Genomic DNA, 22,044 nt, shown 5'->3' with positions numbered 1-22,044 from the left:
GGCTCTTATTATCTAACAATATTAACAGTTTCATCAAGTATCGTGTTGGCTGTGGTTATCACCCTGGCATTAGCTTGATAAGCCCTCTGGGCAGTTATCAGGTTTATAAACTCTTTCGCTATGTCCACGTTTGACATCTCAAGCATTCCAGACCTGACCTTCTCTGCACCTCCAGCCAGTAATATGGTCGGTGTAGTTATGGAAGTGTAAAGATTGGCACCCTTCTTGGTAAGTTCCTCCGGGTCTGCAAACACGGCTACGGCAACCCTGTATAGGGGCAGGGACTTACCATTTGAGTAAACGGCGACTACGGAGCCGTCTTCTGAAAGAACGTAAACATCTATAAGGTCTCCCTTCGCATATCCATTCTGCTCCATGGTAACAACGAAGTCAGAGGCAAACTGATTTGCGTAGGAGTTCTGAATCAAGTTCGTGTCTGTGTCAGAGGTAAGCTCATCGCCGATGGTGAATATCATTCCAGGTGTGGTCGTGAGACCCTCCACAGTGCTGCCAAGAGTTCCACCTGAGGAAGTATCCAGGGTCTGGGCCGCTCCGGTCACGTCAGAGGGTGGGTTTGCCGTGTCAAAGAACTGGAGGAAGAAGTAGTTTTTATTTCCCACAGGGACAACGTTGAATGCTGCAGCATTTGCGGTTTGTGTATCGTCTTCGTCTATCTTACCCGTTGCAGCGTCAAACACTATGGTCTGGTAGTTGTACGTATTTCCTCCAGATGTCTCAAAACCCGATCTGTAGGAGTCAGATATCAAATTCTCCAAGTTACCATCTCCGTCGTAATCGCTTAGGGCAAATATTCTCCACGTGTTGGTCGCTGTGTCCTTTTTGAAATAGATATCCGCCTGGTACTCATTCCCAAGGGAGTCGTATATTGTCATAGTGTACTTGTAGTTGTATGAAGTTGTGTTTGTAGGGTCAAAAGCTGCAGTCGGTGGGATAGCTTCTGCATTTAGGTTTGTGGGCTGAAGGAAGGAAATCTGCCCTGTAGGTCTTGGCTGAAGTTGTTGTTCAACGTGGATATTCTCCAGCCCTGTCCCCACAACCTCTCCTTTCTCGTTGAGCCTGAAGCCCTGGAGGTAAAAACCCCCTGAGTTTACCATATACCCTTCTCTACTGAGTCGGAACTGTCCGTCTCTCGTGTACAGATTTGCACCGGTTATGGGGTCTTTAAGTATGAAGAGACCCCTTCCCTGGATTGCAAGGTCTGTATTCACGCCTGTCTGTTTGAAGTTCCCTATCGTCCAGAACTTTTGAGTGCTGTCAACTATAACTCCTGCTCCGTATGTGGTTGATTTTATGGTTCCGGTTACGACGTTGAGACCTATGGTAACCGAGGATATAACATCTTGAAACAGGGGTCTCTGGGCTTTAAAGGCTACTGTATTAACGTTTGACAGGTTGTCGGAGGTTACGTCAATCCAAAATCGGGAAGCATCCATCCCTGTTACGGCATTGAAGAAACTCCTTAACATCTCTTAACCCTCCGCGTAAATGATTTGAGATGAAGAAACCTGCCTGCCGGAGAGTAGGTCAAGCATAAGCTCTCCGTTTACTATACCGGCTGATTTGACTGTATCCTTAAAACCGAGTTGCCAGCCTGGAAGCTCATAGTCCCCCTTGAAGAGCTTTACCGTGAACTGTCCTTGGGGAAGGTCACTTGTGTCCAAGGTATTAAGTCCCCTCTCCAGGTCCATCTCAAACTCTTTTATAACCTCATCCCCGTCATATACCTTTACGGTGACCCCCCTCACCCTCTCTCCCGAGAGAATATGGTATTCCCCTCCCTTTACCGTATCCAAAGTGTCCGCTGCAAACACGAAGTTTTTACCTATCAGGCTTATAGTCTGCATAAAGGTTATCTGATTCATCCAGGCTTTAAAGCCCTCCATGAACCCCTTCATATCAGTGTAGAACTTTATCTGGTTGAGCTTTACCACGTCTTCTAAGGACTTGGAGAGGTCCTGTTGGTTGAAGGGGTCCTGGAACTTCAGGGTTTCAAGGTATATCTTCATAAAGTCTTCCGAAGACATGGTATCAAAGGACTGGACGTAGTCCGGTCCCACTATCTTCGGTTCAGGTGGTTTCACGTCCAGTCTGTTATCAATCATCCCTTTTCCCCCTGTTTTCTTTTAAGCTCTTCGGCGAGTATCTCACCGAAACTCTTGGACTGCGTCTTTGAACCCTTCTGGGCTAAGGCACCTTTTAGGTCGTATATCCTTCTCTCCTTTTTGAGAACAACTTCGCTATCCTTTACCTCAACTTTAAGTATGTCCCCTTCCTTTACACCCAGCTTCTTCCTGATATCGCTGGGGAGCGCTATCAAGCCCCTTGCCATTACCTTGACTATCTCATCCATGGCTGTGTATTAATATCGGCACTTGTCAAATTTTTTCAAGTATCATTTTCTTAAAAATGTATTGACATTTTTTAGGATTTGATAAAATTCATTATTATGAAACTTTTAGATACAGGCGTGCTCCTTGAATTCTTCTCCGGCTCAGAGGAGGAGGTTGACAAAATTGACGCCCTCTTCAGGGAGATGGAGAAACAAAAGGAAAAGCTCCTCGTAACAGAAGAGGTGGTGCTTGAGCTTGTTTATTACCTTGAACAGGTTTACGGATGGGAGAGGGAGGTTGTGGCGGATGTTGTGAACACCGTCTTGCTTGATAGCCTTTTTTCTGTGGAGAACAGGGATGTAGTCCAGAGGGCTGTGAAGCTTTATTCCTCCTCAAAACTTAGCTTCTTGGACTCCTTAAAATCTGCCAAAGCAAAGAAACGGAAAGTTAAAGAGGTCCTGTCCTTTAATAGAAGGTTTGAAAAAGCTGGATTTAAGCTGATTTCCCCCTAAGGTGGTTGTATAGCTCTGTCAGTTCCTTGAGGCTCTCTTCAAAGGAAACTCCCTTCCTGTAGTCCTGCCTGAAAAAGTTGTCTATCAGCTCTTTGTTCTCCAAGACCTTGTCAACGGCAGGGTTTGAGCCTTTTTTGTAAAGCCCAAGATTTACGAGGTCTTCCATGGATTCGTAGGAGCTGAGGAGTTCCTTAACGTACATAACCATCTTCATGTGTTCCTCACTCACGAGTTTGGGCATTAACCTGGAGAGACTCTTAACAGGGTCAACAGCCGGGAAAAGCCCTGCGTTTGCCCTCTTCCGCGAGAGGACTATATGACCATCAAAGACACCCACAAGAGCATCCGCAACAGGGTCAAGGGTTATATCGTCACCCTCAACCAGGACGCTGAAGATCCCTGTTATACTTCCGCCACTGCGAAAGTTACCACAGCTCTCCACTATATTTGTCATCATGTGAAATACCGAAGGTGTATACCCTTTTAAGGTCGGAGGCTCCCCAGCGGCGAGACCTATTTCCCTTTGAGCCATAGCGAACCTGGTTATTGAATCCATAACCAGTAGAATGTTCATACCCTGAGAGGCAAAGTATCTTGCGTGTACTATGGCACTGAGAGCCCCTTTAACCTTCACAACAGGAGGCTCATCCGCCGTTGAAACGACCACTATGCTCCTCTTCAAGCCTTCTCCCAAGACATCTTCAACGAACTCTCTGACCTCCCTTCCTCTTTCCCCTATCAGAGCCATAACGACTACATCTGCATCGCTGTAATTGGTAATCATTCCAAGGAGCGTGCTTTTACCCACACCTGCACCGGCGAATATACCCACCTTTTGCCCTTTACCCAGGGTGAACATGCCGTTTATAGAACGTACGCCTGTATCAAACACCTCTGTTATCCTCTCCCTCTCCAGAGGGTTTATGTTTGTGAGCTCAATGGGTAGTTTCTCTGTGGTAAAGAGGGGCTCTCCATCAAGGGGCTCTCCAAAGGGATTTACAACTTTTCCCAGCAGAGCCTTACCTGTTCGGGTTGAAACATGTTCACTCTTTATAAGAACTCTGTCGCCAGGCTTTATACCGGAAAGCTTACCGTAAGGCATAACTATACATCTGTCCTCGTTAAAGCCTATAACTTCTCCGTATATGTTTTTACCTGAGGAAGGATATATCTCAACAAGGTCTCCCGTTGCACTCCCCGGGTTGTAGGCTTCAAGGTATATCCCGCTGACCCTTACTACTTTCCCGTAAACTTTAACTCCCTTCAAGGACACGCTTTACAACCTCTCCGATCGTTTCCTCGGTTATCTCTTCATGCTTTCTCTCTATAACAAACTTTGGGGTTTCCATGCGCAGTTCCCCTGGGGCAAGCCCCTGGTCTGGCAATACTTCTATATCTACCTTTCCACCGAGCTTTTCCTTAACGCCTGCTATGAACTCAAAGACTTTGTCCATGTCCGCTGGGTTTAGGTACACCTTTACACTCCCTCTCAACTCAAGACTTCCCTCAAAAACTTCATTGAGTATCTTTGTTACGAGTTCCTCTTTCGGTATAACATCTGTGAGCAAAAACTCCTTTATAACCTCTTTAGAGAGCCTTACAAAGTCGCTCTTAAGATTCTCCTTCATACTGTCTACAGATTCTTTAACCTTGTTAATCAGCTCTTCTGTAATCTTCTTCTCCAGCTTTGCACTGGTAAGTTCAGACAGGAGCTTCTCTAAACGTGAGTTCTTTTCTGCAAGCTCTTCCTTTAAGTGACTCAGCTCTTGGGTAAGCGCTCCGTTCTCCGCTTCTAAGCTCCTGAGCCTCTCTTCAAGCTCCTTCACTCTTTCCTCCAGAAGCTTTTTCTCCTCAAGGAGCTTATGGGTTTCGTCCCTGAACTCTCTTGAGCTTTTGGTTGACTCCACACTAAACAGAGGACGGAAGTTCTTAGACATAAGCTTCCTCTCCACCCAGCTCTATCTTACCCTCATCTATTAGTTTCCTTATTATCGCCACAACTTGTTTTTGAGCTCTTTCAGCTTCTGATTTCTTGACCGGTCCCAAAGCTTCCATATCCTCCTGCATTATCTTGGCAGCCCTCTTGGACATGTTGGAGAAAAACTTTTCCTTTATGTCATCAGGGGCAGCTTTCAGGGCGATTATGAGGGTGTTCTTATCCACAGATTTCAGGACTTCAATTATAGCCCTGTTATCAAGCTTGCGGATGTCTTCAAAGGTAAACATCTTCTCCCTTATCTTCTCCTCCAGTGTCGGGTCTTCTTCACCTATCTTCCTCAAGAGAGTTTCGGTTGTCTCCTTGTCAAGCATGTTCATGAGTTCAGCAGCTATCGCTACACCTTCTTGCTTCTTTATCCCACCGGATATACCAAGAGCCTTTATCTCCTCGGTTACCGTCTCTATAAGCTCTCTCAGGAATTGGGGTGAGATATTTTCAAGGGTGGCTATCCGCTTGACTACTTCAAACTTTAAAGTTTCAGGGAGCCATTGAAGTATCTCAGAAGCCTTGCGAGGAGAAAGTTGAGAAAGCAAAACTGCAATTGTTTGGGGATGCTCATTCTTTATAAGTCCTACGAGAACCCTTGTGTCTATCCTTTCAAGCTGCTCAAGTCCCTCCGCAACACCCGCTGAACCCAGGAGGCTTTTAATCCGCTCATAAATCTCCGGGGGGAGTATGCCTTGAAGCTGCTCAAGAAGGGTCTCAAGGTTTGAGTACTGGGTAGCCACGAAGCTGTAGTTCTCAAGGAACTCCTGGACTGAGGTCTCTATGTCAGAGGGCTTTATCTCTTTTATCCTGGCAGCGGTGAGAAAAACTTTTTGTATCTCCTCCTCGGTGAATTCTTTGAGAATGTTGGCTGCTACATCTGGCGGCAGGGACATCAGGAGTATAGCTGCCTTTTCCACCTTTGAAAGCTCTCTTCCTGTAGCCTCTGCCATAACTTTATTTTAAAACCCTAAAAAATCAAAGTCTTCTTTCTTCTTCTGAATATAGCCCTTCTGAACAAGCTTTCCTTCAATAACATTTATCCACTTCTCTGGCATGCACCCCTTTGGGCAAAATAGATTGCAGTTGCTGCAATGAACACATTTCTGGACGTTAAAAGCAGCGAGGTTCTCCAGTCTATTCTCTCCCAGGCTGTCTCTTGGGTCATCCAAGGTTTTATACACCCTGGTAAAAAGTAGAGGTCCTCCAAAGTCCACCTTTTCTAAGAGAGGAGGGCACACGTTGTTGCATATTCCACATAGGATGCAGTCCCACGCTTTTGCCGTTCTCCTCTGAACTTCCGGCAGAAGTTTCATGTTTCCGTCCTTTGGAACAAACCAAACCCTGGAGGGTTTCAGCCTTTCGTATATTTCCTCGTGGGAAACCACCAGGTCCCTTATGGGCTTAAATCCGTCAACAGGCTCTATTAGGACTTCTTCCCCCTCCACCCGTGTGTTGCAAGCCAGTTTGTGTTGACCGTTTACCTTTACAGCACACGTACCACATATACTTGCCCTACACATAGCACGGAAGGCAAGACTGGGGTCAAGCTCTTCCTTTATACGCATAAGTATTTCAAGAACGGTCGGCTTTCCTGTAATGTCAAGCTCGTACTCCTGTATATTGAACTTTCCCTCTGAATATTTCCTCAGCTTTACCCTCATAAAATAAAAGATAGTCAACTGAGTACGTACTCGGTTGTAAATTTCTCAAGAGCGTCTTCAGGGTTTACGAAAAGAACCTTCACACTATAGTCAAGCCTGTATATATCTTCAATAAGGGTTCTGGCTGCCTCCCTTGGAACCTTATCAAGGTATCCTTTGAACTTTACCTTTGCGAACTGATGTTTCACACCAACCTTATCTAAGGCACTCTCAAGTTTTTCCCCTTCAGAAAGAAGCTCATGAACAACAAAGAGCTTTGTTATATATCCTATCAACATTCCCATCACCTGCAAGGCATGGGTGTCTTTAGTATAGATGTCTCTGAGTATACGAAGAGACTTTCCTATATCCTTTTGAAAGAAGCTGTCCACAAACTCAAAGAGGGTGTACTCCTCCCAGGGCAAACACACCCTCCTGACATCCTCTAAAGTTATCTTCCTACCGTCAGCGTAAGCTAAAAGCTTTTCGCTCTCATTCTTCAAAACCATTAGATTACCCTGACAAGTATCCACGAGGAGGTCAAGCGCCTCTTCCTCAATTCCGCCCCCCTCACGCTCAAACTTCTTCCTGACGATTTCCTTTATCCTGTTAGTTGGTAGCTTATCTGCAAGTATTATGTCTCCAAGCTCCGAAAACGTTTTATAGGGTTCTTTTGAAAGCTCTTGGTTTGTGAGTTTGTAATTGACAACGGCGAATAGTTTTGTGGTTTTCAAGCTCTTTAGTAAATCCGTCAGAGCTTCAACGCTTTTCCTTTTCCTCCCCAACTTCTTAAGAAACTCATCAAAGTTCATAAGCAGTATGGCCTTTTCAGAGGCGGCTGAGAATAAGCTCCCCTCGGAAGATAGCTCGTATAAGTCTTCAAGGTCTATCTCGTCTCCCCAGGATAAGTTAAAGTTCTCCCCAAATTTATCTTTAAGCTTTTCTATAAGCGTTCTGACCAAAAAGTGCTCCTCTCCATGGATAAGGTTAAGGGGTTTGACTTTTCCCTTTTCAATAACTTCCTTTTGATATTGGAGAACTTTGTAACCCATCAATCTTCAGACTCTAACTCAATCTCACCACAGCTTTCATCCTCTATTATCAGCTGACAGGTGAGTCTTTCTTCCTCATCTACGGCTCCTATCCTCCAGAGTGTCTCTTCTTCATCTTCTGAGGGTTCCTTTAAACACTCAAGCCCTTTCAGAACCCGTGCTATACAGACGCCACACTGCCCATCTGTACAACCAAACTCTATGCCAGCCTTCTCTATCTCGTGGCTGAGCTCGCCGAACCTGACTCCTTTAGGGATGTCAAAAACCTTCCCGTTTATCTTCACCTTCATAGCGATAAATTTTACTTGGGTAATAAACAGCTTGTATGATTTGGGATATGCTCAGCCCGTCTGGACGCCCTGTTCTATAACCTGACGTGCTTCTCTCTCATCGGGAACACCGACAAAGGCGAGCCTACCATCTACGACCGAGGAGGGGACACTTCTTACAAGTAGCTTATTAACCCAGTAGCGTCCTTCCGGTGTCGCTATGTCCAAAACCTCGTATTTGAAGCCGTATTCTTCCTGGAGCTTCCTCCAAAGGGCGTCTGCGTGTGGGCAGGTTGGACACCACTGGGAGACAAGCAGTATCACATGTCTCTCTTTAGCACTCATCTCACATACACCTCATACATACTATATCCCACTCATCTATATGTTCCCTCATCTTTTCAAGAGCCTCCTCCCCTGAAACGAGTTCCTTGAGGTCTCTCTCTAGGTCAAAGGGTTTGACTTTAACTATCCAAGCCTCACCATAGGGGTCAATATTTATGAAGTTTGGGTCTTCCGCAACCCTCTGGTTTATGTCTATTACCTCACCCTCAACCAGGGCAGGCACGGGACCTGCCCACTTACCGCTTTCAAGAGTAGCTATGGGTTTTCCCTTCTTGACTTTAGTACCTATGGGTTTTATCCTTGCATGAAGAAGCCTTCCTGCTCTCGTCTGACCCACATCGGTAAGACCCATTGTTACGGTACCGTCTTCGTTGACCCTGAGCCAAACCTGGTTCTCTATGTCATAGTATAAGTCCTTGGGAATCATACAACCCTGATACTCCCATGCGTTACCAAAGTCTTGGGTGGTTTTCTTCTCCATAGATAATAAATATATACCAGAATAAACAAATATTTACATTGAGCTCTTATAAACCTATTAGTTAGACTTATTGCTATCCCTCCGTGGTAGCATTATAGTAAATAACTGATTACTTATTGGAGGAGGAGATGTTTTACATTTCAAAGGTATCTCCGTTCATTTTCGTTTTTGCCCTTGTGAACCTTCTTCTATCTCTCGTTGTAAAGGCGTTTGATAAAGACTTGAAGTTCTTCCTTGTGGTTCTGGTTTTCGGGTTTATTGGTAATACGCTCCTGGGCGCTATGTACCAGATAATTCCCAATTCCCAGAACAGGAAACTGTCCTTCCCTCAGCTGTCTTACATTGTGTTCGGATTGCTCCTGCTTTCGTTTTTGCTCTTCTACACTGGAAGGTACGATGTGGCTTCTCTGCTTTTGGCTTCTTCCTATTCTCTTTTCTTCTTTCACTCCCTTTTTAATGTCAAAAACTGGATGCCTGTAACCGTCAAGTTTCTTGGGGTGTCAGCCCTTTACCTGGCGTTGTCTTCCTTGTTCTTGGCACTCCATTTGCATACGGGTATCGTTTCTCTACAACTTGCTGTTCATACACTGACCGTTGGCTCTATGTTGAACGCAGTTTACGGGGTTGAACTGGCGTGGATACCTATGCTCTTGATGGAGACTCTGAACGTTAGGAGAGCCCAGAAGCTCTTTTACGGAAAACAGATATCCACCTTGCTTTTGTTAGTCTCCTTCTTTCTTCTTGACTACAGGTTGATAGCGCTCGCTTCAATCCTTGAGTTTGGAATCTCTCTTTACTTTATATACCTGCTCTACAAGCTTTTATCCCAGCGGCGTATGCCTTCTCCCCTCCCTTACGTTGTGAGAGCTTTCTTTGTAGCGCTTGTATTTTTGCCTGTTGGTCTCCTCCTGGGGGTTTTCTCAGCTTCACACCCTGGAGTCCTTCCGGAAGTGTTCAGGCTGCATATGGATTTCCTTGTTTACGGTTTTACTACCTTTACCATATTCGGAGGTATGTCCCACCTTTTCCCTCGCATAATGTGGAACTGGAAGTTTGCCTCAAGGAAGGAAGGTAACGTACCTACTATAAATGAGCTTATAGATGAACAGGGGTTTCCGGTATTTCTGGAGAGGTCGGTGGCAACCTTTATGCTTTTCCTGGTTGTGGATTCTCTCTTTTATCCTTTAAACAAGCTGTCCTCTCTGGTTTACCTATTTATACTGTTTAGCTTTTTTAAGGTTACCTTCCTGCACTTTCTGAAGAGGGTAAGAGAAGTTTAAGGATACACCTATTTTTTGAGCTCATAACCTTCCAGGAGTGATATTAGTACAGTCCACAGGACTATGGATGCCCTCGTATACAGCACGATATGTTCGGGTTCTGCAAGGCTTATCAATAAAAAATCTCGCACGGGACCTTCTATCCATAGCCCAAAGCTTGTAAGGAGTAAAAGAAGGAACAGGAGCCTTGCCAGTGTGTAGGTGTCCTTATGCTCACGAATCTTTCTGCCCAGGGTTTGTAAGGTGAACTCACCACAGAACAGTACCGTGAAAAAAGCCAGAAACTCAAAATTCAGGAAGAGCTTGGTAGCTCCGTACACTACGGGGTTATCCATAACTACCTTATATAGGTGATTATCAGGGTTACAAGTATCCCAAGTATCAGATTTATCCAGACGAAGTTCGGTATGTGTTTAAACAACCTCTTTCTGAAGAGGTAGAAGTATATGTAAATGAAGTTAAGCACCATTATCCCGAACAGGAAAAGCTTTGTGTGGAAGAGGGCGTTAGTGTTAAAATCAGGTCTTACCGAGTGCCACATCCACATACCGGTCAGGAAAAGAATGGCTATGGAAAGCCATACAGCGGAGAAGAAACGTCCCAGGACTCTATGTGCAAAACTCAGTCGGGTTTCCTCGGGCTTAATTTCTTTTGAGGCTGGTTGAAGGAAAAGTAGATTGAAAACCATCCCGCCTATCCATACCATTGCAAAGAATATATGTAGGAAAAGCATAGACTTATACATCTCACACCTCCCTTTAAGGCTTAAAGCATTATAATTCAAAGTCCTAATAAAGCTCCACAAAAAAGTTAAGGGTTTCAAAAACATAAATCCCTATCCCTAAATTTCTGAAATACGGGTGAAACTCGTCTTTGTATACGGAAGGTGTACTCCTATAGTTAAATACATGGCTGGTCTTCTCACGGGTCTTCTCAGGGCAATGGGTAGAAAAAGCAGGAAGAAGCTGAAAGAGAAGACAAAGAAAATTGTAGAGAGAGACAGAGTTCTCTACAATAAGCTTGCTAAAGCAAGCTAAGGCTTGAAATAACACCGCCTTTATAGGATAATTGTTAAACCTCGGAGGTTGAAATGGATATAGGAGTTATCCCGAACGTAACCCTCTTGATACAGGCGGTATTATTCTTGGCTTTTGTCTTAATTGTTAACTTTATTTATGTGAAGCCCTACTCAAAGGTGATTGAGGAAAGGGAAGGACTTATAAGGAAGAACTTAGAAGCAGCCTCAAGAGTCCGTGAAGAGGCGAAGGGTTATCTGAACGAAGCCAGAGAAATCCTGGAGAAAGCCCGCTCTGAGGCAAGCTCTATACTTGAGGAGGCAAGGAGAGAGGCTAACAGGATAAAGGCTGATATCCTTGACAAGGCTGAGAAAGAGGCTCAGGAGGAGATATCTGCTAAGGTTGCCGAGATAAGGAAGTCTCTTGAGGAAGAGAAGAAGAAGCTGGAAGAAGCCGTTAGGGATATAGCAAACAGTATAGTCAAGAGGATACTTGGAGAAGCGGCATGAAGAAAATTCTCATTGGAATAGCTTTGATTTCAGGTATTGTGTTCGCGGCTGGTGGAGAAGGAGGTGCCCACCACAGCCCTCTTGAGCTCTTTTGGAAGGGTTTCAACATACTTCTGTTCCTTGGTATAGTTTACTGGTTTGGAAGAAAACCCGTATCCGAAGCCTTTAACAACTTCTGGAAGTCCCTTACGAAAGGGGTTGATGATTCGGAGGCGGAGCTTCAGGCTGCAAAGGAAGAGCTTAAAAGGGCAAAGGAGGAGCTGGAAAGGGCAAAGGTTAGAGCCGATGAGTCCATAGCTCTCGCGAAGGAATCTGCCCAGGTGGAGATAGAAAACACAAAAAAGCATGCTCAAGAGGTTGCTCAGAGGGTGAAGGATAAGGCCAGGGAAACTGTTGAGATAGAACTTAAGAAGGCAAAGGAAGAGCTTGCCCTCTACGGAATGCTTAAGGCTGAAGAGCTAGCAAAGGAAATGCTTGAAGAGGCTTTTAAAGACCCAAGTGTACAGAAAAGGTACATAGAAGCGCAACTTAAAGCCCTGGAGGAAAAGAGGAATGCATAAGAGTAAGGATATAGCCAGAAAGGCTGTACGCTTGCTGGTAAGAAGACTCCCCAAGGAAAAGAAAACCCTTATGGCTACTGGAGAGTTTATAAGTTTCCTCGCGCAGCTTTACAGGAAGAGCAAAGACGCAAGAAACTACTTCATCAGTCCTTTTGTACCCAAGGAGAAGAAGCTTACCCTTCTGAAAGAGATAATGAACAGGTACGAAGTTCCTTCTGAAGCGCTTGAGGTCTTTGATTATCTTCTGGATATAAACGCTCTATCCCTTCTTCCTGAGATGAAAAGGTTATACGACCACGAAATTGAAAAGCTTATGAGGATGTCTAAGGGCTTCCTTTTCTTGGCAAGGGAGATAGAGCAGAAGGAGATAGACAATATAGTTAACGCCATTCAAAAAACCTTCGGAAGGGAACTTGATATAGAAGTAGGTTACGATAGCTCTCTAATAGGAGGTTTTGTGTTTAAGACCTCCGGTTTTGTAGTTGATACTTCTGTAAAAAGACAACTTGAAAAACTCTTAATTCACGGAGGTTAAATCCTATGCAAAGAACGCTGATAATAATCAAGCCCGATGCCGTCCAAAAGAAGGCTACAGGAAAGATACTTGACAGGTTCATAGAGGAAGGTTTTGAGATTAAAGCCCTCAAGATGTTAAGATTTACCGAAGAGCAAGCAAAGCAGTTTTACATAGTCCATAAGGACAGACCCTTTTACGGCGAGCTCGTTGAGTTTATGACTTCGGGTCCAGTGGTGGCGGCGATATTGGAGGGAGAGAACGCTATTCAGAGAGTTCGGGAGATAATAGGTCCCACCGACAGCGAAGAGGCAAGGAAGGTTGCTCCCAACTCCGTGAGAGCTCTCTTCGGAACAGACAAAGGTAAGAACGCCATCCACGCCTCCGACTCTGAAGAGTCCGCAAGCTACGAAATACCCTTTATCTTTTCGGGGTTAGAGGTTGTCTAAGATACAGAAATACGTAATCATCTTTCCTTATATGGAAATTCAGGACTTCTTTGAGCTTATGTTTAGGTTCGCACGATACTAAATATTTCCAATCTGGAGTTAGCCGAGCAGTTTTAAGAAAATCTTTCCTGAGAAAATCCAAGTAGAGGCATACAGCCTTCCTTTCATCTGTTTTACACTCACAGGCAATTCTATCTTCGTATCCTACGATAGAGTGTATCTTATAAGCGCTCTCCTTGATAGGTCCCCTCTGTTTTTCCAATAAAGGTAAAGCCCAAAAACCGAACAGTATCCTGAATACAGCAAGCACAAATATAGTCAAAATTAATGGCTTTAAATACTTCTTATTCTGTAATACCAAGTAGGAAAATACTACAGCCAACAACGGGAACAAAGGAAGTACATATCTTCCTTTACCTTCAGCAGATAACAAGTAGGGTAAATAGTTCAGTAAACATATAAACAGCAATATTCTCAGCTCTCTTGGTAATCTACGATTCCCTCTAAAGACCATATATATCACGAATATGCTCGTAGGCAAAAGTTGTTTAAAATTGATAACGGGATACATAAACAGATGTTTTAAATAATCTATGACTCCAGACTGACCTTTTACTTTTGATACAGTTTCGCTAAATAGCTTTTTAATGTAAAAAATCGGGTCATTAGTATTTAAAAGCCAAAGGGCAGGGATTATTAAAGCTATTAAGCTTGCAACTAGTATACTTATAAGAACTTTATTATTAAGTTTATTTCTATATATGATAAGCAACGCAGTGCAACTGATTAGCCACAGACCGTATGAAGGAAGTCCTTTGAGTAAAAAGGAAAGTCCGATAACAATTCCTACAGCCACAATGAATATTGTTCTATTACTTTCAAAGCCTACATAAAGCAAAAATAAGGCTAAGCTGTTAAACATAGTTAGGGTAATATCTATCTCTGCCAGGTATCCGTACCAGAATAAGACATCAGAGAAACTTATAAATACGAGAGGTGCTAAATACGCCACACCAGGCTCATTTTTCACAAGCACTCGGCTAGACGTATAAATAATAATGAGCGTCAGTAACAGTGATGTAAGCGTTACGGCCCGTGCTGTGAGCTCAGACCAAGGTATAAACTTTGAGCTTAATAATATAAGCCAGTTGAACAGCGGTGGTTTGTTATAATACGGTTCTCCAAGCAAAGTAGGTTGCATTAAGTTCCCGCTTTTGTCCATCTCATAGGCAACCATCGTTCTAAGAGCTTCTTCACCCCTGAACTGGTAATTACCTATGTTCGGTATGAGGGATATAAAACAAAGCACCGTAAGAAAAACGGCTAACAGTTTCATATCAACTCCAAGATCTTACAAGTTATTCTTCTAAGCGAAAACTTTTTCGTAGATAAAACACAATTGCAAGCGACTTTCTTTTTATCCTTGGACAAGTATATAAGAACTTTATCTACCAAAGCATCTTCATCTCCAAAAGGTACCTGAAAACCGTTATATCCATCAGTAATTATACTGGAATGATCGCAAAATTCATTCTTGTAAGCCACAACTGGAGTGCCACAAGCGAGACTTTCCATTACCACGCGACCAAAACCTTCATCTTGAGAGGTTAGTACAAAAACATCTGCCCTATGTATGTATTTAAAAGGATTCGGTGAAAAAGGTATAAATAAAACCTTGTCTTTTAATCCTAGGTTTTCTACAAGTTTTCTTAAGTTATTTTCCTCCTCCCCAGAACCCACTAAAACGAGCCTTACATCCTCCCTTACTTTAGAAATTTTTTTAAAAGCTTTGATCAACAAATCCAGTCTTTTCTGCTTAGCGAATCGTGAAGTGTTTATGATAATCTTACCTTTTGAAAAAAAATCTTCATATACCTTCTCTAAAGGTTCCCTTTTCTTCTTGAAAATTTCTGTATGCTTGAGCGGGTTATGTATGACCTTGATTTTTTCCTCCTTTATAAAAAAGGCTTTCATTAAATCAATTTTTACAGAGTCAGAGACAGCTATTATATAATCAAGATTTTCGTATAGTTTTTTTATAAACAGTCTATAGGGAAGTTTGTACCATTGCCCTCTCCTTATTCTAGAAGAAGAATTCCTTGAAAAGCCTATAAATTTTATGGTTGATGAGAGGTTTTTAGGTAGAAGCAATTTGGATATAGAGAGAGTGACATTTTGTGGCAACATGTTTGAAAAAACAGCTAAGGGTTTTTCCTGCTCTATTATAGTCTTAAGCTTAAAAGGTCGTATAAAATCACCGGCGTTTAAATATACAGTATCCGATGGGAGTTCCATTTTTCCCTTCCTGTTAGCTACAAATTTCACTTTGAATCCTTCTCTGCTCAAACCTTCTGCGAGGAGCATCGCTGAGTTGAAGGCACCACCAGGTAAGGGAGTTGGTAAATAAATGATTATCTTATCTTCCGCCCCCATTAGTGTGATATATTATAGAACTCTGTTATGAAACCTTTTAAAGGAGAAAGGATATTTACTCCTGGTCCAGTTGAGATTCCCGACCGCATAAGGGAAGTTCTCGGAAGGCAGATAATACATCACAGGACTCCTGAATTCACGGAAGCTTTCTTGGAAACGAGGGAGTTATTTAAACAGCTTGTTGATTGTAAAGAGGACAACTTCGTTTTCTTTGCCTCTTCTGGGACAGGAGCGATGGAGGCTTCTGTTCTTAACTTCTTTGAAGAAGGGGACAAGGTAATAGCGGTGGTCGGAGGGAAATTCGGTGAAAGGTGGGTGGAGCTGGGGAAGAGATGGAAGCTGAAAGTTGTAGAATTAGAGGTTGAGTGGGGTAAAAGTGTAGACCCTGAGGCAGTTGAGAGACTCCTTAAAGAGAATCCAGACACTAAAGGAGTTCTCGTTCAGGCTTCTGAAACCTCTACGGGCGTATATCACGATATTAAAGCCCTTGCAGATATAACAAGAGACTCTGATGCTCTGCTTGTAGTTGACGCAATTACGGCCCTTGGTGTTTACAGCATAAAGCCCCATGAGTGGGGGGTTGATGTTCTTGTGAGTGGTTCTCAAAAAGCTTTCATGCTTCCTCCGGGATTGTCCATGCTCTGGTTTTCAGAAAGAGCAAAAAGTCAGCTTACTGACAGAGCTTATTATTTTAATGTTCGGGAGGAATTAAAAAAACAGACCGAAGGCCAGACGGCATTTACTCCGGCTATAAGTCTCATACTTGGGCTTAGGGAAGCATTACTTATACTTCTTGAAGAAGGTATGGATAAAGTAGAAAGCAGATACAGGCTTATATCCAAGGGAATGGAGAGAGCAATGGAAACTCTCGGGCTGAGCATCTTTCCGAAAAATCCATCAATTTCTTTAACGACCGTTAAACCTGAGGATATAAGCTCTGAAGCTCTTAGGAAGGAAATGTTAAAGCTCGGGGTCAGGGTTGCAGGAGGACAGGGAAAGTTGAAGGGGAGGATTTTCCGAATCTCCCATATGGGTATGGATATAACAGATATGCCTGTGGTGCTATCCGTTCTGGAAATTGCCTTGAAAAGACTTGGGTATAGGGTAGAGTTTGGTAGTAGTGTGGGAGCCTATTTAGAGGCTATCTCAGCCGGGCTTGGATATGAATAGGTTTACGTTATCTGTGGCTATTATCACTTACAACGAAGAAGACATAATAGGAAAGACTCTTGAGTCCGTTAAAGATATAGCTTCGGAGATAGTAGTTGTGGACTCGGGCTCTACAGACAGAACCCGAGAAATAGCGGAGTCTTATGGAGCTAAGGTCTATATAGAGGAGTGGAAGGGATACGCAGCTCAAAAGAATTCGGCTCTAGAGAAATGTACTCAGGAGTGGGTGCTTTTCTTGGATGCCGATGAGGTGGTTTCTGAAGAGCTAAGGAGGTCTATTATTGAGGAACTGAAAAACCCTAAAGCAGAGGGCTATCTGATAAACAGGCGGACGTACTATCTTGGGAAATTTTTGAAATATGCCTGGCAACCTGAGTGGAGGCTAAGACTTGTTAGGAAAGAAGTTGATCCTATATGGGAAAGCGAACCTCATGAGTTTTTGAAAATTAAAAGCGAAAATATCGCTAAACTGGAAGGAGACATATATCATTACTCCTATAGGAGCCTTAGACATCAAGCAGAAAAGGGTATAAGCTTTGCTATAGATGCAGCTGTAGTGAAGTATAGTAAAGGGAAAAAGGTCTCTGCTGTTGATATTGTATTTAGGCCATTTTGGGCATTTTTCAGAGAGTTATTCTTTAAAAGGGCATTTTTAGAAGGATATAGAGGGATTATTATTTCATTCATGGCTTCCTTTTACACTTTCTTAAAGTATGCGTTTTTGTTTGAACTTGAAATGAAAGAAAAAGAAGGAAAAAACTTATGGGGAAGGTGAGTGTAGTAATTCCCGTATACAACGGTGAGAAATATATAGAAAAAGCTATAGAGTCTGCTCTTAAGCAAAGCATTAAACCATTGGAAGTCATAGTTGTAGATGATGCCTCCGAAGACAAAACTCCTGAAATAGTGAAGAATTTTTCAGGAGAAGTTGTATATGTGCGAAATCCTGAGAATATGGAACGAGCTTATTCACGGAACAAAGGTGTTGAATTATCAAAGGGAGAGTACATTTTCTTTCTTGACTATGATGACGAATGGAGGGACACCTACATAGAGGAATCGTTGGAAGAATTGGAGAAAGGCTTTGATATAGTCTATTCCATACCGAGAGACTTTATAAATTCGGAAAGTGCGTTAGTTAGAGTGTCTAAGAAACCTATTCCTAAAACTATTGAGGCTATCATTTTTAACTCTTTAATAGGATACCCTTCAGCAACATCTGTAAAGAAAGCAAGCTTCTTAAAATACAGAGATGAGTACATACCGAGAGAGGATTGGGAATTTTATATTAGATCTTATTTAAACGGGAAAAAAATCAGGGTTCTAGACAACAGGAAAGTTATGGTAAGAGAGCATGGAGGGAGAACCAGCAAGAACATAAGGTTTATGCTTTCAACTCTGAGACTTTTTCACGACTATAGAGATAAAATTCCCAAAGAGTATCTTCCAGAGTTCACTTTTCATATTGCTTCTATATGTCTACGGTTTGGAAACTTGCCTACTGGCTGGAAACTCGTTTTAAGGGCTCTATTTAAAAAACCCACCATTGTGTTGAACTCGCGCAACCTAATTAACGTATTAAAGTGGGGTATCCGTCTTGATAGGTTTGCATATTATATGTCAAACCACTAACCAGGATGTCTAACAAACCTAACATTTTTATAGTACTTACCTTTCTGTTGCTGCTTCACTGAATTTAAATAGTAATAAGAATAGGGGTAGCAAAGCATCCCAGAAGAAGGTAAAAATGGACCCTATCAAGTGAATTAAAAGCGGTATAAATCCAGCCAGGACTAAAATATCTTCAGAATTTTCTAATTTTGTTTCTAAAAACCTTTTGAATGCTATAAAGTAAATTGCCAGAATGGAAAGTAACCCGACCACACCTCTCTCTATGAACTCTGATACAAATATAACCGATTCATATCGTTGCCAATTCTGTGGGCTTCTCTTATGGGGAAGATAAGCACCGGACCTTATCCCATGACCAAGCAGGAGATTTAAAACCCTTCTCTCTTTGATATCTGTCTTTATAATTTCAATGCCATCAAGCATTATGCCGTACCTTGAGCTACTTATCCTGTTAAGGGTTTCATAATCAAGGCTCCTCTTGCCTAAAAGGATTTCATTGAACGTTTGAAATCGGTAGTCTTTGGTTGACAGATAAGTGTAAGCGATGGCACTTCCAAGGAACAGTACAGAGAGACCAGCTAAAAAAACTTTCTTATTAAGAAGTCTGTATTTGGCGAGTGTAAAGTTTAAGAGTAAAAATACTACAGGTATACCTATTAAATAGGACCTTCTGGCAGAATAGATAACGATACTAAAAAATAGTAATCCCAAAACAAAGAAAAATATGGAACTGGTAGAGAGCTTTTTCTCTTTATTAAGGTTATAAAACCCTATTATAAAGGAGCAAAAACCAAATGTTGTGTAGAAGGAAGCCACTTCAAAAGAGCCTCCCCAAAAAAGTTTTACACTTTCTTTGAAAAGCACATTATATAGGACTACAGGAAGCCCTATAATACCTAAAAAAACGAGCAAAAAGGGAAGTTTGATTATAATTTTTCGTGGACTGTTTGGTCTAATAAAATAGACCACCTGGAATAACCCTTCATTTAAACTTTTTAGAAGCATATTCGGGAAAAAGACAGCGGTGGGAACGATAGTTGAAGATATGAATCCAATCAAAGGGAATCTAAGATCTCCCCAGAAGTGAAAACGTCTTTTAAAGAAAGAATATATTATGCCAACTATTACAAGTCCTTCATATACGCTTATAGAAACAAAAGCTGCTACAAGGAGCAGAGTTAAATAGTTACTCATGGGTAAAATTATTACATGATAAAATTCGGCACCGATGGTTGGAGGGCTGTAATAGGGGACACCTTTACCTATGAAAACGTAAGGAGGGTGGCTAAGGCTCACGCTGAGGTCCTCAAGAGGAAAGGTCTCAGAAAAGTGGTCATAGGTTACGACTGGAGGTTTTCCTCCGAGTTCTTTGCAAGGGAAACGTATAAGATTTTCAAAGCAGAAGGTTTTGAGGTCAAGCTTGTAGACAAAGCCTGCACCACACCAATGGTATCCTTTGCGGTCAAGTATATGGGTTTTGATAACGGGGTTATGATAACAGCATCCCACAACCCTCCTCAGTACAACGGATACAAGATAAAGGAGAGCTTTGGGGGTTCAGCCACTCCCAGCTTTGTGAGAGAAGTTGAGGAAAAAGCAAAAGAAGTAGATGGAGAACCGGTTCCAGAGGTGGCTCTTGAGGAAGTTAACGTAGAAAAAGATTACCTTCTAAAGGTTAGGGAACAGGTAAATTTTGAACTTTTTAAGGAAAGACCCTTCAGAATAGTCCATGACGCGATGTATGGTACATCCTCTGGACTTTTGGCAAAGGCTCTTGAGGGAACCATGGCTGAGGTGGTTAACCTCAGGGGTTACAGAGACCCTCTCTTTGGAGGACGTGCGCCAGAGCCTGTTGAGAAGAATTTAAGAGCTCTCATGGAGAAGGTCAGAGCTGTGGGAGCAGCTATCGGTGTCGCCAACGATGGAGACGGAGACAGGATCGCCCTTGTGGACGAAAAGGGAAACTTTGTCAACGCGCAGCTCGTATATGCCCTCCTGCTTCTTCACCTTATTAAACACAAAAATATTAGAGACGGATTAGTTGTAAAGACTGTCTCCACAACCTACCTGGCTGACAGGATTTGCAGGTCTGAGGGTATAGAACTTAGAGAGGTTCCCGTTGGTTTTAAAAACATAAATGAGCTGATACTGAAGGAAAAGGTGATATTTGGTGGGGAGGAGAGCGGGGGCTACGGTATACCCTCATTTCTACCTGAGAGAGACGGTCTGATGTCTGCTCTCTTTATACTGGAGCTCTTACTCTTGAAAGATAAGCCCTTTTCGGAGATAATCAGGGAAGTTTTTGACACATATGGCACAGCTTATTACAGAAGGGTTGACTTTGCTGCGGACGAAACCGTGAAGAAGAAACTCACGGAGCTGATAGAAAAACCGCCCTCGGTTGTTGGTGGGAAACAGGTGGTGAGGACGATAACTATAGATGGGCTCAAACTGGTTTTTGGAGACGAGAGCTGGCTCCTCTTCAGAGCCTCTGGAACCGAACCCCTTATCCGTGTTTACGCTGAAGCCCCTTCCGAAGGAGAGCTTGAAGAGCTGGTTAGGTCTGGTATCTCCCTGATAAGTGTATAATTTTAAGGTTTAAATCCTTTGGAGGTAAGCAAGTTGGCAAACATCGTTGTTTCACCCATGACCTTTGAGCCCGTTTATTTTCAGGATGCAGAGATAGTAGAGAGGAAAGGCGTAGGTCATCCTGATACAATTTGCGACTCCATCGCTGAAGAGCTTTCCGTTGAGCTCTCAAGACTTTACCTTGAGGAGTTCGGGGCTGTAATGCACCACAACGTGGATAAGGCTCTTCTTGTGGGGGGTGTAGCAAATCCTGAGTTCGGCGGTGGTGAGGTTGTCTCACCTATAGAGATATATGTCGTTGGAAGGGCAGTAAACGAGAAGGATGGTAGGCTTCTTCCTGTTGAGGAGATAGCTATTGAAGCAACCCGTAGATGGATTAAGGAGAATATAAGAAACCTTGATCCCGACAGACATACGATTATAAAACCCAGGATAAAACCGGGGAGTAAAGACCTCGTAGACCTCTTCCTTAGGTTTCAGAGAAGGGGTGAAGTTCCCCTTGCCAACGATACCTCCTTTGGTGTAGGTTTTGCCCCTTTTGATGACCTTGAGAGAATAGTCTTTGAGACTGAACAGTTTCTTAACTCAGCGGCTATTAAAAATGAACACCCGGAAGTAGGGGAAGACATTAAAGTCATGGGTGTTAGGATAAGAGACAGAATAAGGATCACTATAGCTTGTGCCTTTGTAAGCAAGTATGTAAGCAGTGTTGAGGACTATTTGCACAAGAAGGAAGCCGTACATACAAAGGTTAAGGAGCTGGTCTCAGGTCTTACTGATCGGGAGGTTGAGGTGTTCATAAACACAGCGGATGAACCCGAGAGCGGTTCTGTTTATATAACTGTAACAGGGACTTCTGCTGAGCAGGGAGATGATGGACAGGTCGGAAGAGGAAACAGGGTAAACGGTTTAATAACACCATACAGACCCATGAGTCTTGAGGCTGCCGCCGGTAAGAATCCTGTCTCCCACATAGGCAAAATATACAACGTGGTGGCGAACCTAATAGCGGACAGGGTGGTAAAGGAGATAGAGGATGTAGAAGAAGCTTACTGCTATATAGTTTCCCAGATAGGAAAGCCGATAAACGAGCCACAGGTCTGCGATGTAAAGGTCAGGACTTCCAGAGACATATCTGGACTACGTGATGAGGTTATGAAGATAGCTCAGCAGGAACTTGATGAGATGCCCTCTACATGGAAAAAGTTTCTTAACAAAGAGTTTTCTGTGGCTTGAGAAGCTTAATATTTCCTTG

Annotated in this window: 28 protein-coding genes; 12 read left to right on the top strand and 16 right to left on the bottom strand. The window is 43.0% G+C overall.

Features of this window, described 5'->3' with window-relative positions; genetic code table 11:
* Window positions 1-8: 8 nt before the first annotated feature.
* From BCF55_RS09040 to BCF55_RS09030, 3 genes are read right to left on the bottom strand one after another with little or no spacing between them, the layout of a single operon-like run.
* Window positions 9-1,487 carry a flagellar hook protein FlgE gene (locus BCF55_RS09040; protein ID WP_121012973.1) on the bottom strand — a complete coding sequence of 493 codons (1,479 nt, stop codon included), beginning with the start codon at window positions 1,485-1,487 and terminating at the stop codon, window positions 9-11.
* Window positions 1,488-1,490: 3 nt separating this feature from the next.
* Window positions 1,491-2,123, bottom strand: a complete 633-nt coding sequence (locus BCF55_RS09035) for a flagellar hook assembly protein FlgD (protein ID WP_121012971.1) — start codon at window positions 2,121-2,123, stop codon at window positions 1,491-1,493.
* Entirely contained in the window at window positions 2,120-2,371 is a 252-nt protein-coding gene (locus tag BCF55_RS09030; RefSeq protein WP_121012969.1) for an AbrB/MazE/SpoVT family DNA-binding domain-containing protein, read from the bottom strand. The genes BCF55_RS09035 and BCF55_RS09030 overlap by 4 nt, the downstream gene beginning before the upstream one ends.
* Before the next feature lie 96 nt (window positions 2,372-2,467).
* On the opposite strand from BCF55_RS09030, the gene BCF55_RS09025 reads away from it, so the two are divergent.
* Complete coding sequence (locus BCF55_RS09025; RefSeq protein WP_121012967.1) at window positions 2,468-2,863, top strand: type II toxin-antitoxin system VapC family toxin; 396 nt, start codon at window positions 2,468-2,470, stop codon at window positions 2,861-2,863.
* On the opposite strand, the gene BCF55_RS09020 is transcribed toward BCF55_RS09025, so the two are convergent.
* Genes BCF55_RS09020 through gcvH form a run of 8 tightly spaced genes read right to left on the bottom strand, consistent with a single transcriptional unit; the run spans window position 2,844 to window position 8,637 of the window.
* Complete coding sequence (locus BCF55_RS09020; protein ID WP_121013190.1) at window positions 2,844-4,130, bottom strand: FliI/YscN family ATPase; 1,287 nt, start codon at window positions 4,128-4,130, stop codon at window positions 2,844-2,846. The genes BCF55_RS09025 and BCF55_RS09020 overlap by 20 nt on opposite strands.
* Window positions 4,117-4,815: a FliH/SctL family protein gene (locus BCF55_RS09015; protein WP_147425016.1), complete on the bottom strand. Its 699-nt coding sequence runs from the start codon at window positions 4,813-4,815 to the stop codon at window positions 4,117-4,119. Before BCF55_RS09015 ends, BCF55_RS09020 begins: the two co-directional genes overlap by 14 nt.
* On the bottom strand, window positions 4,793-5,800 hold the full coding sequence (gene fliG / locus BCF55_RS09010) for a flagellar motor switch protein FliG (RefSeq protein ID WP_121012963.1): 1,008 nt from the start codon (window positions 5,798-5,800) through the stop codon (window positions 4,793-4,795). The genes BCF55_RS09015 and fliG overlap by 23 nt, the downstream gene beginning before the upstream one ends.
* 9 nt (window positions 5,801-5,809) lie before the next feature.
* Complete coding sequence (locus BCF55_RS09005; RefSeq protein ID WP_121012961.1) at window positions 5,810-6,511, bottom strand: succinate dehydrogenase/fumarate reductase iron-sulfur subunit; 702 nt, start codon at window positions 6,509-6,511, stop codon at window positions 5,810-5,812.
* Between the two features lie 14 nt (window positions 6,512-6,525).
* A complete protein-coding gene (holA, locus tag BCF55_RS09000) occupies window positions 6,526-7,542 on the bottom strand; it encodes a DNA polymerase III subunit delta (RefSeq protein WP_121012959.1) in 1,017 nt (338 codons plus the stop codon).
* Window positions 7,542-7,832 carry a 2Fe-2S iron-sulfur cluster-binding protein gene (locus BCF55_RS08995; protein ID WP_121012957.1) on the bottom strand — a complete coding sequence of 97 codons (291 nt, stop codon included), beginning with the start codon at window positions 7,830-7,832 and terminating at the stop codon, window positions 7,542-7,544. Before BCF55_RS08995 ends, holA begins: the two co-directional genes overlap by 1 nt.
* Before the next feature lie 51 nt (window positions 7,833-7,883).
* Window positions 7,884-8,156, bottom strand: a complete 273-nt coding sequence (locus tag BCF55_RS08990; RefSeq protein WP_121012955.1) for a thioredoxin family protein — start codon at window positions 8,154-8,156, stop codon at window positions 7,884-7,886.
* Window position 8,157: 1 nt separating this feature from the next.
* Complete coding sequence (gcvH, locus tag BCF55_RS08985) at window positions 8,158-8,637, bottom strand: glycine cleavage system protein H (protein ID WP_121012953.1); 480 nt, start codon at window positions 8,635-8,637, stop codon at window positions 8,158-8,160.
* A gap of 128 nt (window positions 8,638-8,765) precedes the next feature.
* Here gcvH and BCF55_RS08980 point away from each other — a divergent pair, with 128 nt between their 5' ends.
* Window positions 8,766-9,917, top strand: a complete 1,152-nt coding sequence (locus BCF55_RS08980; protein ID WP_121012951.1) for a hypothetical protein — start codon at window positions 8,766-8,768, stop codon at window positions 9,915-9,917.
* A gap of 8 nt (window positions 9,918-9,925) precedes the next feature.
* Here the strand turns inward: BCF55_RS08980 and BCF55_RS08975 are convergent, their stop codons facing one another.
* Both BCF55_RS08975 and BCF55_RS08970 read right to left on the bottom strand, forming a co-directional pair.
* Window positions 9,926-10,252, bottom strand: a complete 327-nt coding sequence (locus BCF55_RS08975) for a hypothetical protein (RefSeq protein WP_121012949.1) — start codon at window positions 10,250-10,252, stop codon at window positions 9,926-9,928.
* A 2-nt stretch (window positions 10,253-10,254) separates the two neighbouring features.
* Complete coding sequence (locus BCF55_RS08970; protein WP_121012947.1) at window positions 10,255-10,662, bottom strand: CopD family protein; 408 nt, start codon at window positions 10,660-10,662, stop codon at window positions 10,255-10,257.
* Window positions 10,663-10,825: 163 nt separating this feature from the next.
* On the opposite strand from BCF55_RS08970, the gene BCF55_RS09850 reads away from it, so the two are divergent.
* Genes BCF55_RS09850 through ndk form a run of 5 tightly spaced genes read left to right on the top strand, consistent with a single transcriptional unit; the run spans window position 10,826 to window position 12,965 of the window.
* Window positions 10,826-10,954, top strand: coding sequence for a hypothetical protein (locus BCF55_RS09850; RefSeq protein ID WP_274542110.1), 129 nt, complete (start codon window positions 10,826-10,828; stop codon window positions 10,952-10,954).
* 53 nt (window positions 10,955-11,007) lie between these two features.
* Window positions 11,008-11,442, top strand: a complete 435-nt coding sequence (locus BCF55_RS08965; RefSeq protein WP_121012945.1) for a F0F1 ATP synthase subunit B — start codon at window positions 11,008-11,010, stop codon at window positions 11,440-11,442.
* On the top strand, window positions 11,439-12,002 hold the full coding sequence (locus BCF55_RS08960) for a F0F1 ATP synthase subunit B (RefSeq protein WP_121012943.1): 564 nt from the start codon (window positions 11,439-11,441) through the stop codon (window positions 12,000-12,002). The genes BCF55_RS08965 and BCF55_RS08960 overlap by 4 nt, the downstream gene beginning before the upstream one ends.
* Complete coding sequence (atpH, locus tag BCF55_RS08955) at window positions 11,995-12,537, top strand: ATP synthase F1 subunit delta (RefSeq protein WP_121012941.1); 543 nt, start codon at window positions 11,995-11,997, stop codon at window positions 12,535-12,537. Before BCF55_RS08960 ends, atpH begins: the two co-directional genes overlap by 8 nt.
* 5 nt (window positions 12,538-12,542) lie before the next feature.
* A complete protein-coding gene (gene ndk / locus BCF55_RS08950) occupies window positions 12,543-12,965 on the top strand; it encodes a nucleoside-diphosphate kinase (RefSeq protein ID WP_121012939.1) in 423 nt (140 codons plus the stop codon).
* On the opposite strand, the gene BCF55_RS08945 is transcribed toward ndk, so the two are convergent.
* Window positions 12,937-14,301, bottom strand: coding sequence for an ArnT family glycosyltransferase (locus tag BCF55_RS08945; RefSeq protein ID WP_121012937.1), 1,365 nt, complete (start codon window positions 14,299-14,301; stop codon window positions 12,937-12,939). The two genes, ndk and BCF55_RS08945, sit on opposite strands and share 29 nt — an antisense overlap.
* Complete coding sequence (locus BCF55_RS08940) at window positions 14,298-15,398, bottom strand: glycosyltransferase (RefSeq protein WP_121012935.1); 1,101 nt, start codon at window positions 15,396-15,398, stop codon at window positions 14,298-14,300. Before BCF55_RS08940 ends, BCF55_RS08945 begins: the two co-directional genes overlap by 4 nt.
* Window positions 15,399-15,425: 27 nt before the next feature.
* Here BCF55_RS08940 and BCF55_RS08935 point away from each other — a divergent pair, with 27 nt between their 5' ends.
* Genes BCF55_RS08935 through BCF55_RS08925 form a run of 3 tightly spaced genes read left to right on the top strand, consistent with a single transcriptional unit; the run spans window position 15,426 to window position 18,200 of the window.
* Window positions 15,426-16,568, top strand: a complete 1,143-nt coding sequence (locus BCF55_RS08935) for a pyridoxal-phosphate-dependent aminotransferase family protein (protein WP_121012934.1) — start codon at window positions 15,426-15,428, stop codon at window positions 16,566-16,568.
* On the top strand, window positions 16,561-17,343 hold the full coding sequence (locus tag BCF55_RS08930) for a glycosyltransferase family 2 protein (protein ID WP_121012933.1): 783 nt from the start codon (window positions 16,561-16,563) through the stop codon (window positions 17,341-17,343). The genes BCF55_RS08935 and BCF55_RS08930 overlap by 8 nt, the downstream gene beginning before the upstream one ends.
* Entirely contained in the window at window positions 17,331-18,200 is an 870-nt protein-coding gene (locus BCF55_RS08925; RefSeq protein ID WP_121012932.1) for a glycosyltransferase family 2 protein, read from the top strand. Before BCF55_RS08930 ends, BCF55_RS08925 begins: the two co-directional genes overlap by 13 nt.
* A gap of 36 nt (window positions 18,201-18,236) precedes the next feature.
* On the opposite strand, the gene BCF55_RS08920 is transcribed toward BCF55_RS08925, so the two are convergent.
* Window positions 18,237-19,394, bottom strand: a complete 1,158-nt coding sequence (locus BCF55_RS08920) for a hypothetical protein (RefSeq protein WP_121012931.1) — start codon at window positions 19,392-19,394, stop codon at window positions 18,237-18,239.
* Between the two features lie 15 nt (window positions 19,395-19,409).
* On the opposite strand from BCF55_RS08920, the gene BCF55_RS08915 reads away from it, so the two are divergent.
* Together BCF55_RS08915 and BCF55_RS08910 are read left to right on the top strand one after the other, a co-directional pair.
* Entirely contained in the window at window positions 19,410-20,789 is a 1,380-nt protein-coding gene (locus BCF55_RS08915; protein WP_121012930.1) for a phosphoglucomutase/phosphomannomutase family protein, read from the top strand.
* Window positions 20,790-20,822: 33 nt separating this feature from the next.
* Window positions 20,823-22,025 carry a methionine adenosyltransferase gene (locus tag BCF55_RS08910; protein WP_121012929.1) on the top strand — a complete coding sequence of 401 codons (1,203 nt, stop codon included), beginning with the start codon at window positions 20,823-20,825 and terminating at the stop codon, window positions 22,023-22,025.
* The last annotated feature ends 19 nt before the right edge of the window (window positions 22,026-22,044 follow it).

Origin of the sequence: Hydrogenivirga caldilitoris (assembly GCF_003664005.1) — a bacterium.
Taxonomy (GTDB): Bacteria; Aquificota; Aquificia; order Aquificales; family Aquificaceae; genus Hydrogenivirga; species Hydrogenivirga caldilitoris.
Note: the sequence above shows the minus strand (reverse complement) of the source record. Positions and strands in the feature narration are given on the sequence as shown.

Excerpts from the sequence above, each read along its gene's own strand:
- BCF55_RS09040 (WP_121012973.1), bottom strand. The coding sequence starts at position 1,487 with ATGTTAAGGAGTTTCTTCAATGCCGTAACAGGGATGGATGCTTCCCGA.
- BCF55_RS09035 (WP_121012971.1), bottom strand. The coding sequence starts at position 2,123 with ATGATTGATAACAGACTGGACGTGAAACCACCTGAACCGAAGATAGTG.
- BCF55_RS09030 (WP_121012969.1), bottom strand. The coding sequence starts at position 2,371 with ATGGATGAGATAGTCAAGGTAATGGCAAGGGGCTTGATAGCGCTCCCC.
- BCF55_RS09025 (WP_121012967.1), top strand. The coding sequence starts at position 2,468 with ATGAAACTTTTAGATACAGGCGTGCTCCTTGAATTCTTCTCCGGCTCA.
- fliG (WP_121012963.1), bottom strand. The coding sequence starts at position 5,800 with ATGGCAGAGGCTACAGGAAGAGAGCTTTCAAAGGTGGAAAAGGCAGCT.
- BCF55_RS09005 (WP_121012961.1), bottom strand. The coding sequence starts at position 6,511 with ATGAGGGTAAAGCTGAGGAAATATTCAGAGGGAAAGTTCAATATACAG.
- holA (WP_121012959.1), bottom strand. The coding sequence starts at position 7,542 with ATGGGTTACAAAGTTCTCCAATATCAAAAGGAAGTTATTGAAAAGGGA.
- BCF55_RS08995 (WP_121012957.1), bottom strand. The coding sequence starts at position 7,832 with ATGAAGGTGAAGATAAACGGGAAGGTTTTTGACATCCCTAAAGGAGTC.
- BCF55_RS08990 (WP_121012955.1), bottom strand. The coding sequence starts at position 8,156 with ATGAGTGCTAAAGAGAGACATGTGATACTGCTTGTCTCCCAGTGGTGT.
- gcvH (WP_121012953.1), bottom strand. The coding sequence starts at position 8,637 with ATGGAGAAGAAAACCACCCAAGACTTTGGTAACGCATGGGAGTATCAG.
- BCF55_RS08980 (WP_121012951.1), top strand. The coding sequence starts at position 8,766 with ATGTTTTACATTTCAAAGGTATCTCCGTTCATTTTCGTTTTTGCCCTT.
- BCF55_RS08975 (WP_121012949.1), bottom strand. The coding sequence starts at position 10,252 with ATGGATAACCCCGTAGTGTACGGAGCTACCAAGCTCTTCCTGAATTTT.
- BCF55_RS08970 (WP_121012947.1), bottom strand. The coding sequence starts at position 10,662 with ATGTATAAGTCTATGCTTTTCCTACATATATTCTTTGCAATGGTATGG.
- BCF55_RS09850 (WP_274542110.1), top strand. The coding sequence starts at position 10,826 with ATGGCTGGTCTTCTCACGGGTCTTCTCAGGGCAATGGGTAGAAAAAGC.
- BCF55_RS08965 (WP_121012945.1), top strand. The coding sequence starts at position 11,008 with ATGGATATAGGAGTTATCCCGAACGTAACCCTCTTGATACAGGCGGTA.
- BCF55_RS08960 (WP_121012943.1), top strand. The coding sequence starts at position 11,439 with ATGAAGAAAATTCTCATTGGAATAGCTTTGATTTCAGGTATTGTGTTC.
- atpH (WP_121012941.1), top strand. The coding sequence starts at position 11,995 with ATGCATAAGAGTAAGGATATAGCCAGAAAGGCTGTACGCTTGCTGGTA.
- ndk (WP_121012939.1), top strand. The coding sequence starts at position 12,543 with ATGCAAAGAACGCTGATAATAATCAAGCCCGATGCCGTCCAAAAGAAG.
- BCF55_RS08945 (WP_121012937.1), bottom strand. The coding sequence starts at position 14,301 with ATGAAACTGTTAGCCGTTTTTCTTACGGTGCTTTGTTTTATATCCCTC.
- BCF55_RS08940 (WP_121012935.1), bottom strand. The coding sequence starts at position 15,398 with ATGGGGGCGGAAGATAAGATAATCATTTATTTACCAACTCCCTTACCT.
- BCF55_RS08935 (WP_121012934.1), top strand. The coding sequence starts at position 15,426 with ATGAAACCTTTTAAAGGAGAAAGGATATTTACTCCTGGTCCAGTTGAG.
- BCF55_RS08930 (WP_121012933.1), top strand. The coding sequence starts at position 16,561 with ATGAATAGGTTTACGTTATCTGTGGCTATTATCACTTACAACGAAGAA.
- BCF55_RS08925 (WP_121012932.1), top strand. The coding sequence starts at position 17,331 with ATGGGGAAGGTGAGTGTAGTAATTCCCGTATACAACGGTGAGAAATAT.
- BCF55_RS08920 (WP_121012931.1), bottom strand. The coding sequence starts at position 19,394 with ATGAGTAACTATTTAACTCTGCTCCTTGTAGCAGCTTTTGTTTCTATA.
- BCF55_RS08915 (WP_121012930.1), top strand. The coding sequence starts at position 19,410 with ATGATAAAATTCGGCACCGATGGTTGGAGGGCTGTAATAGGGGACACC.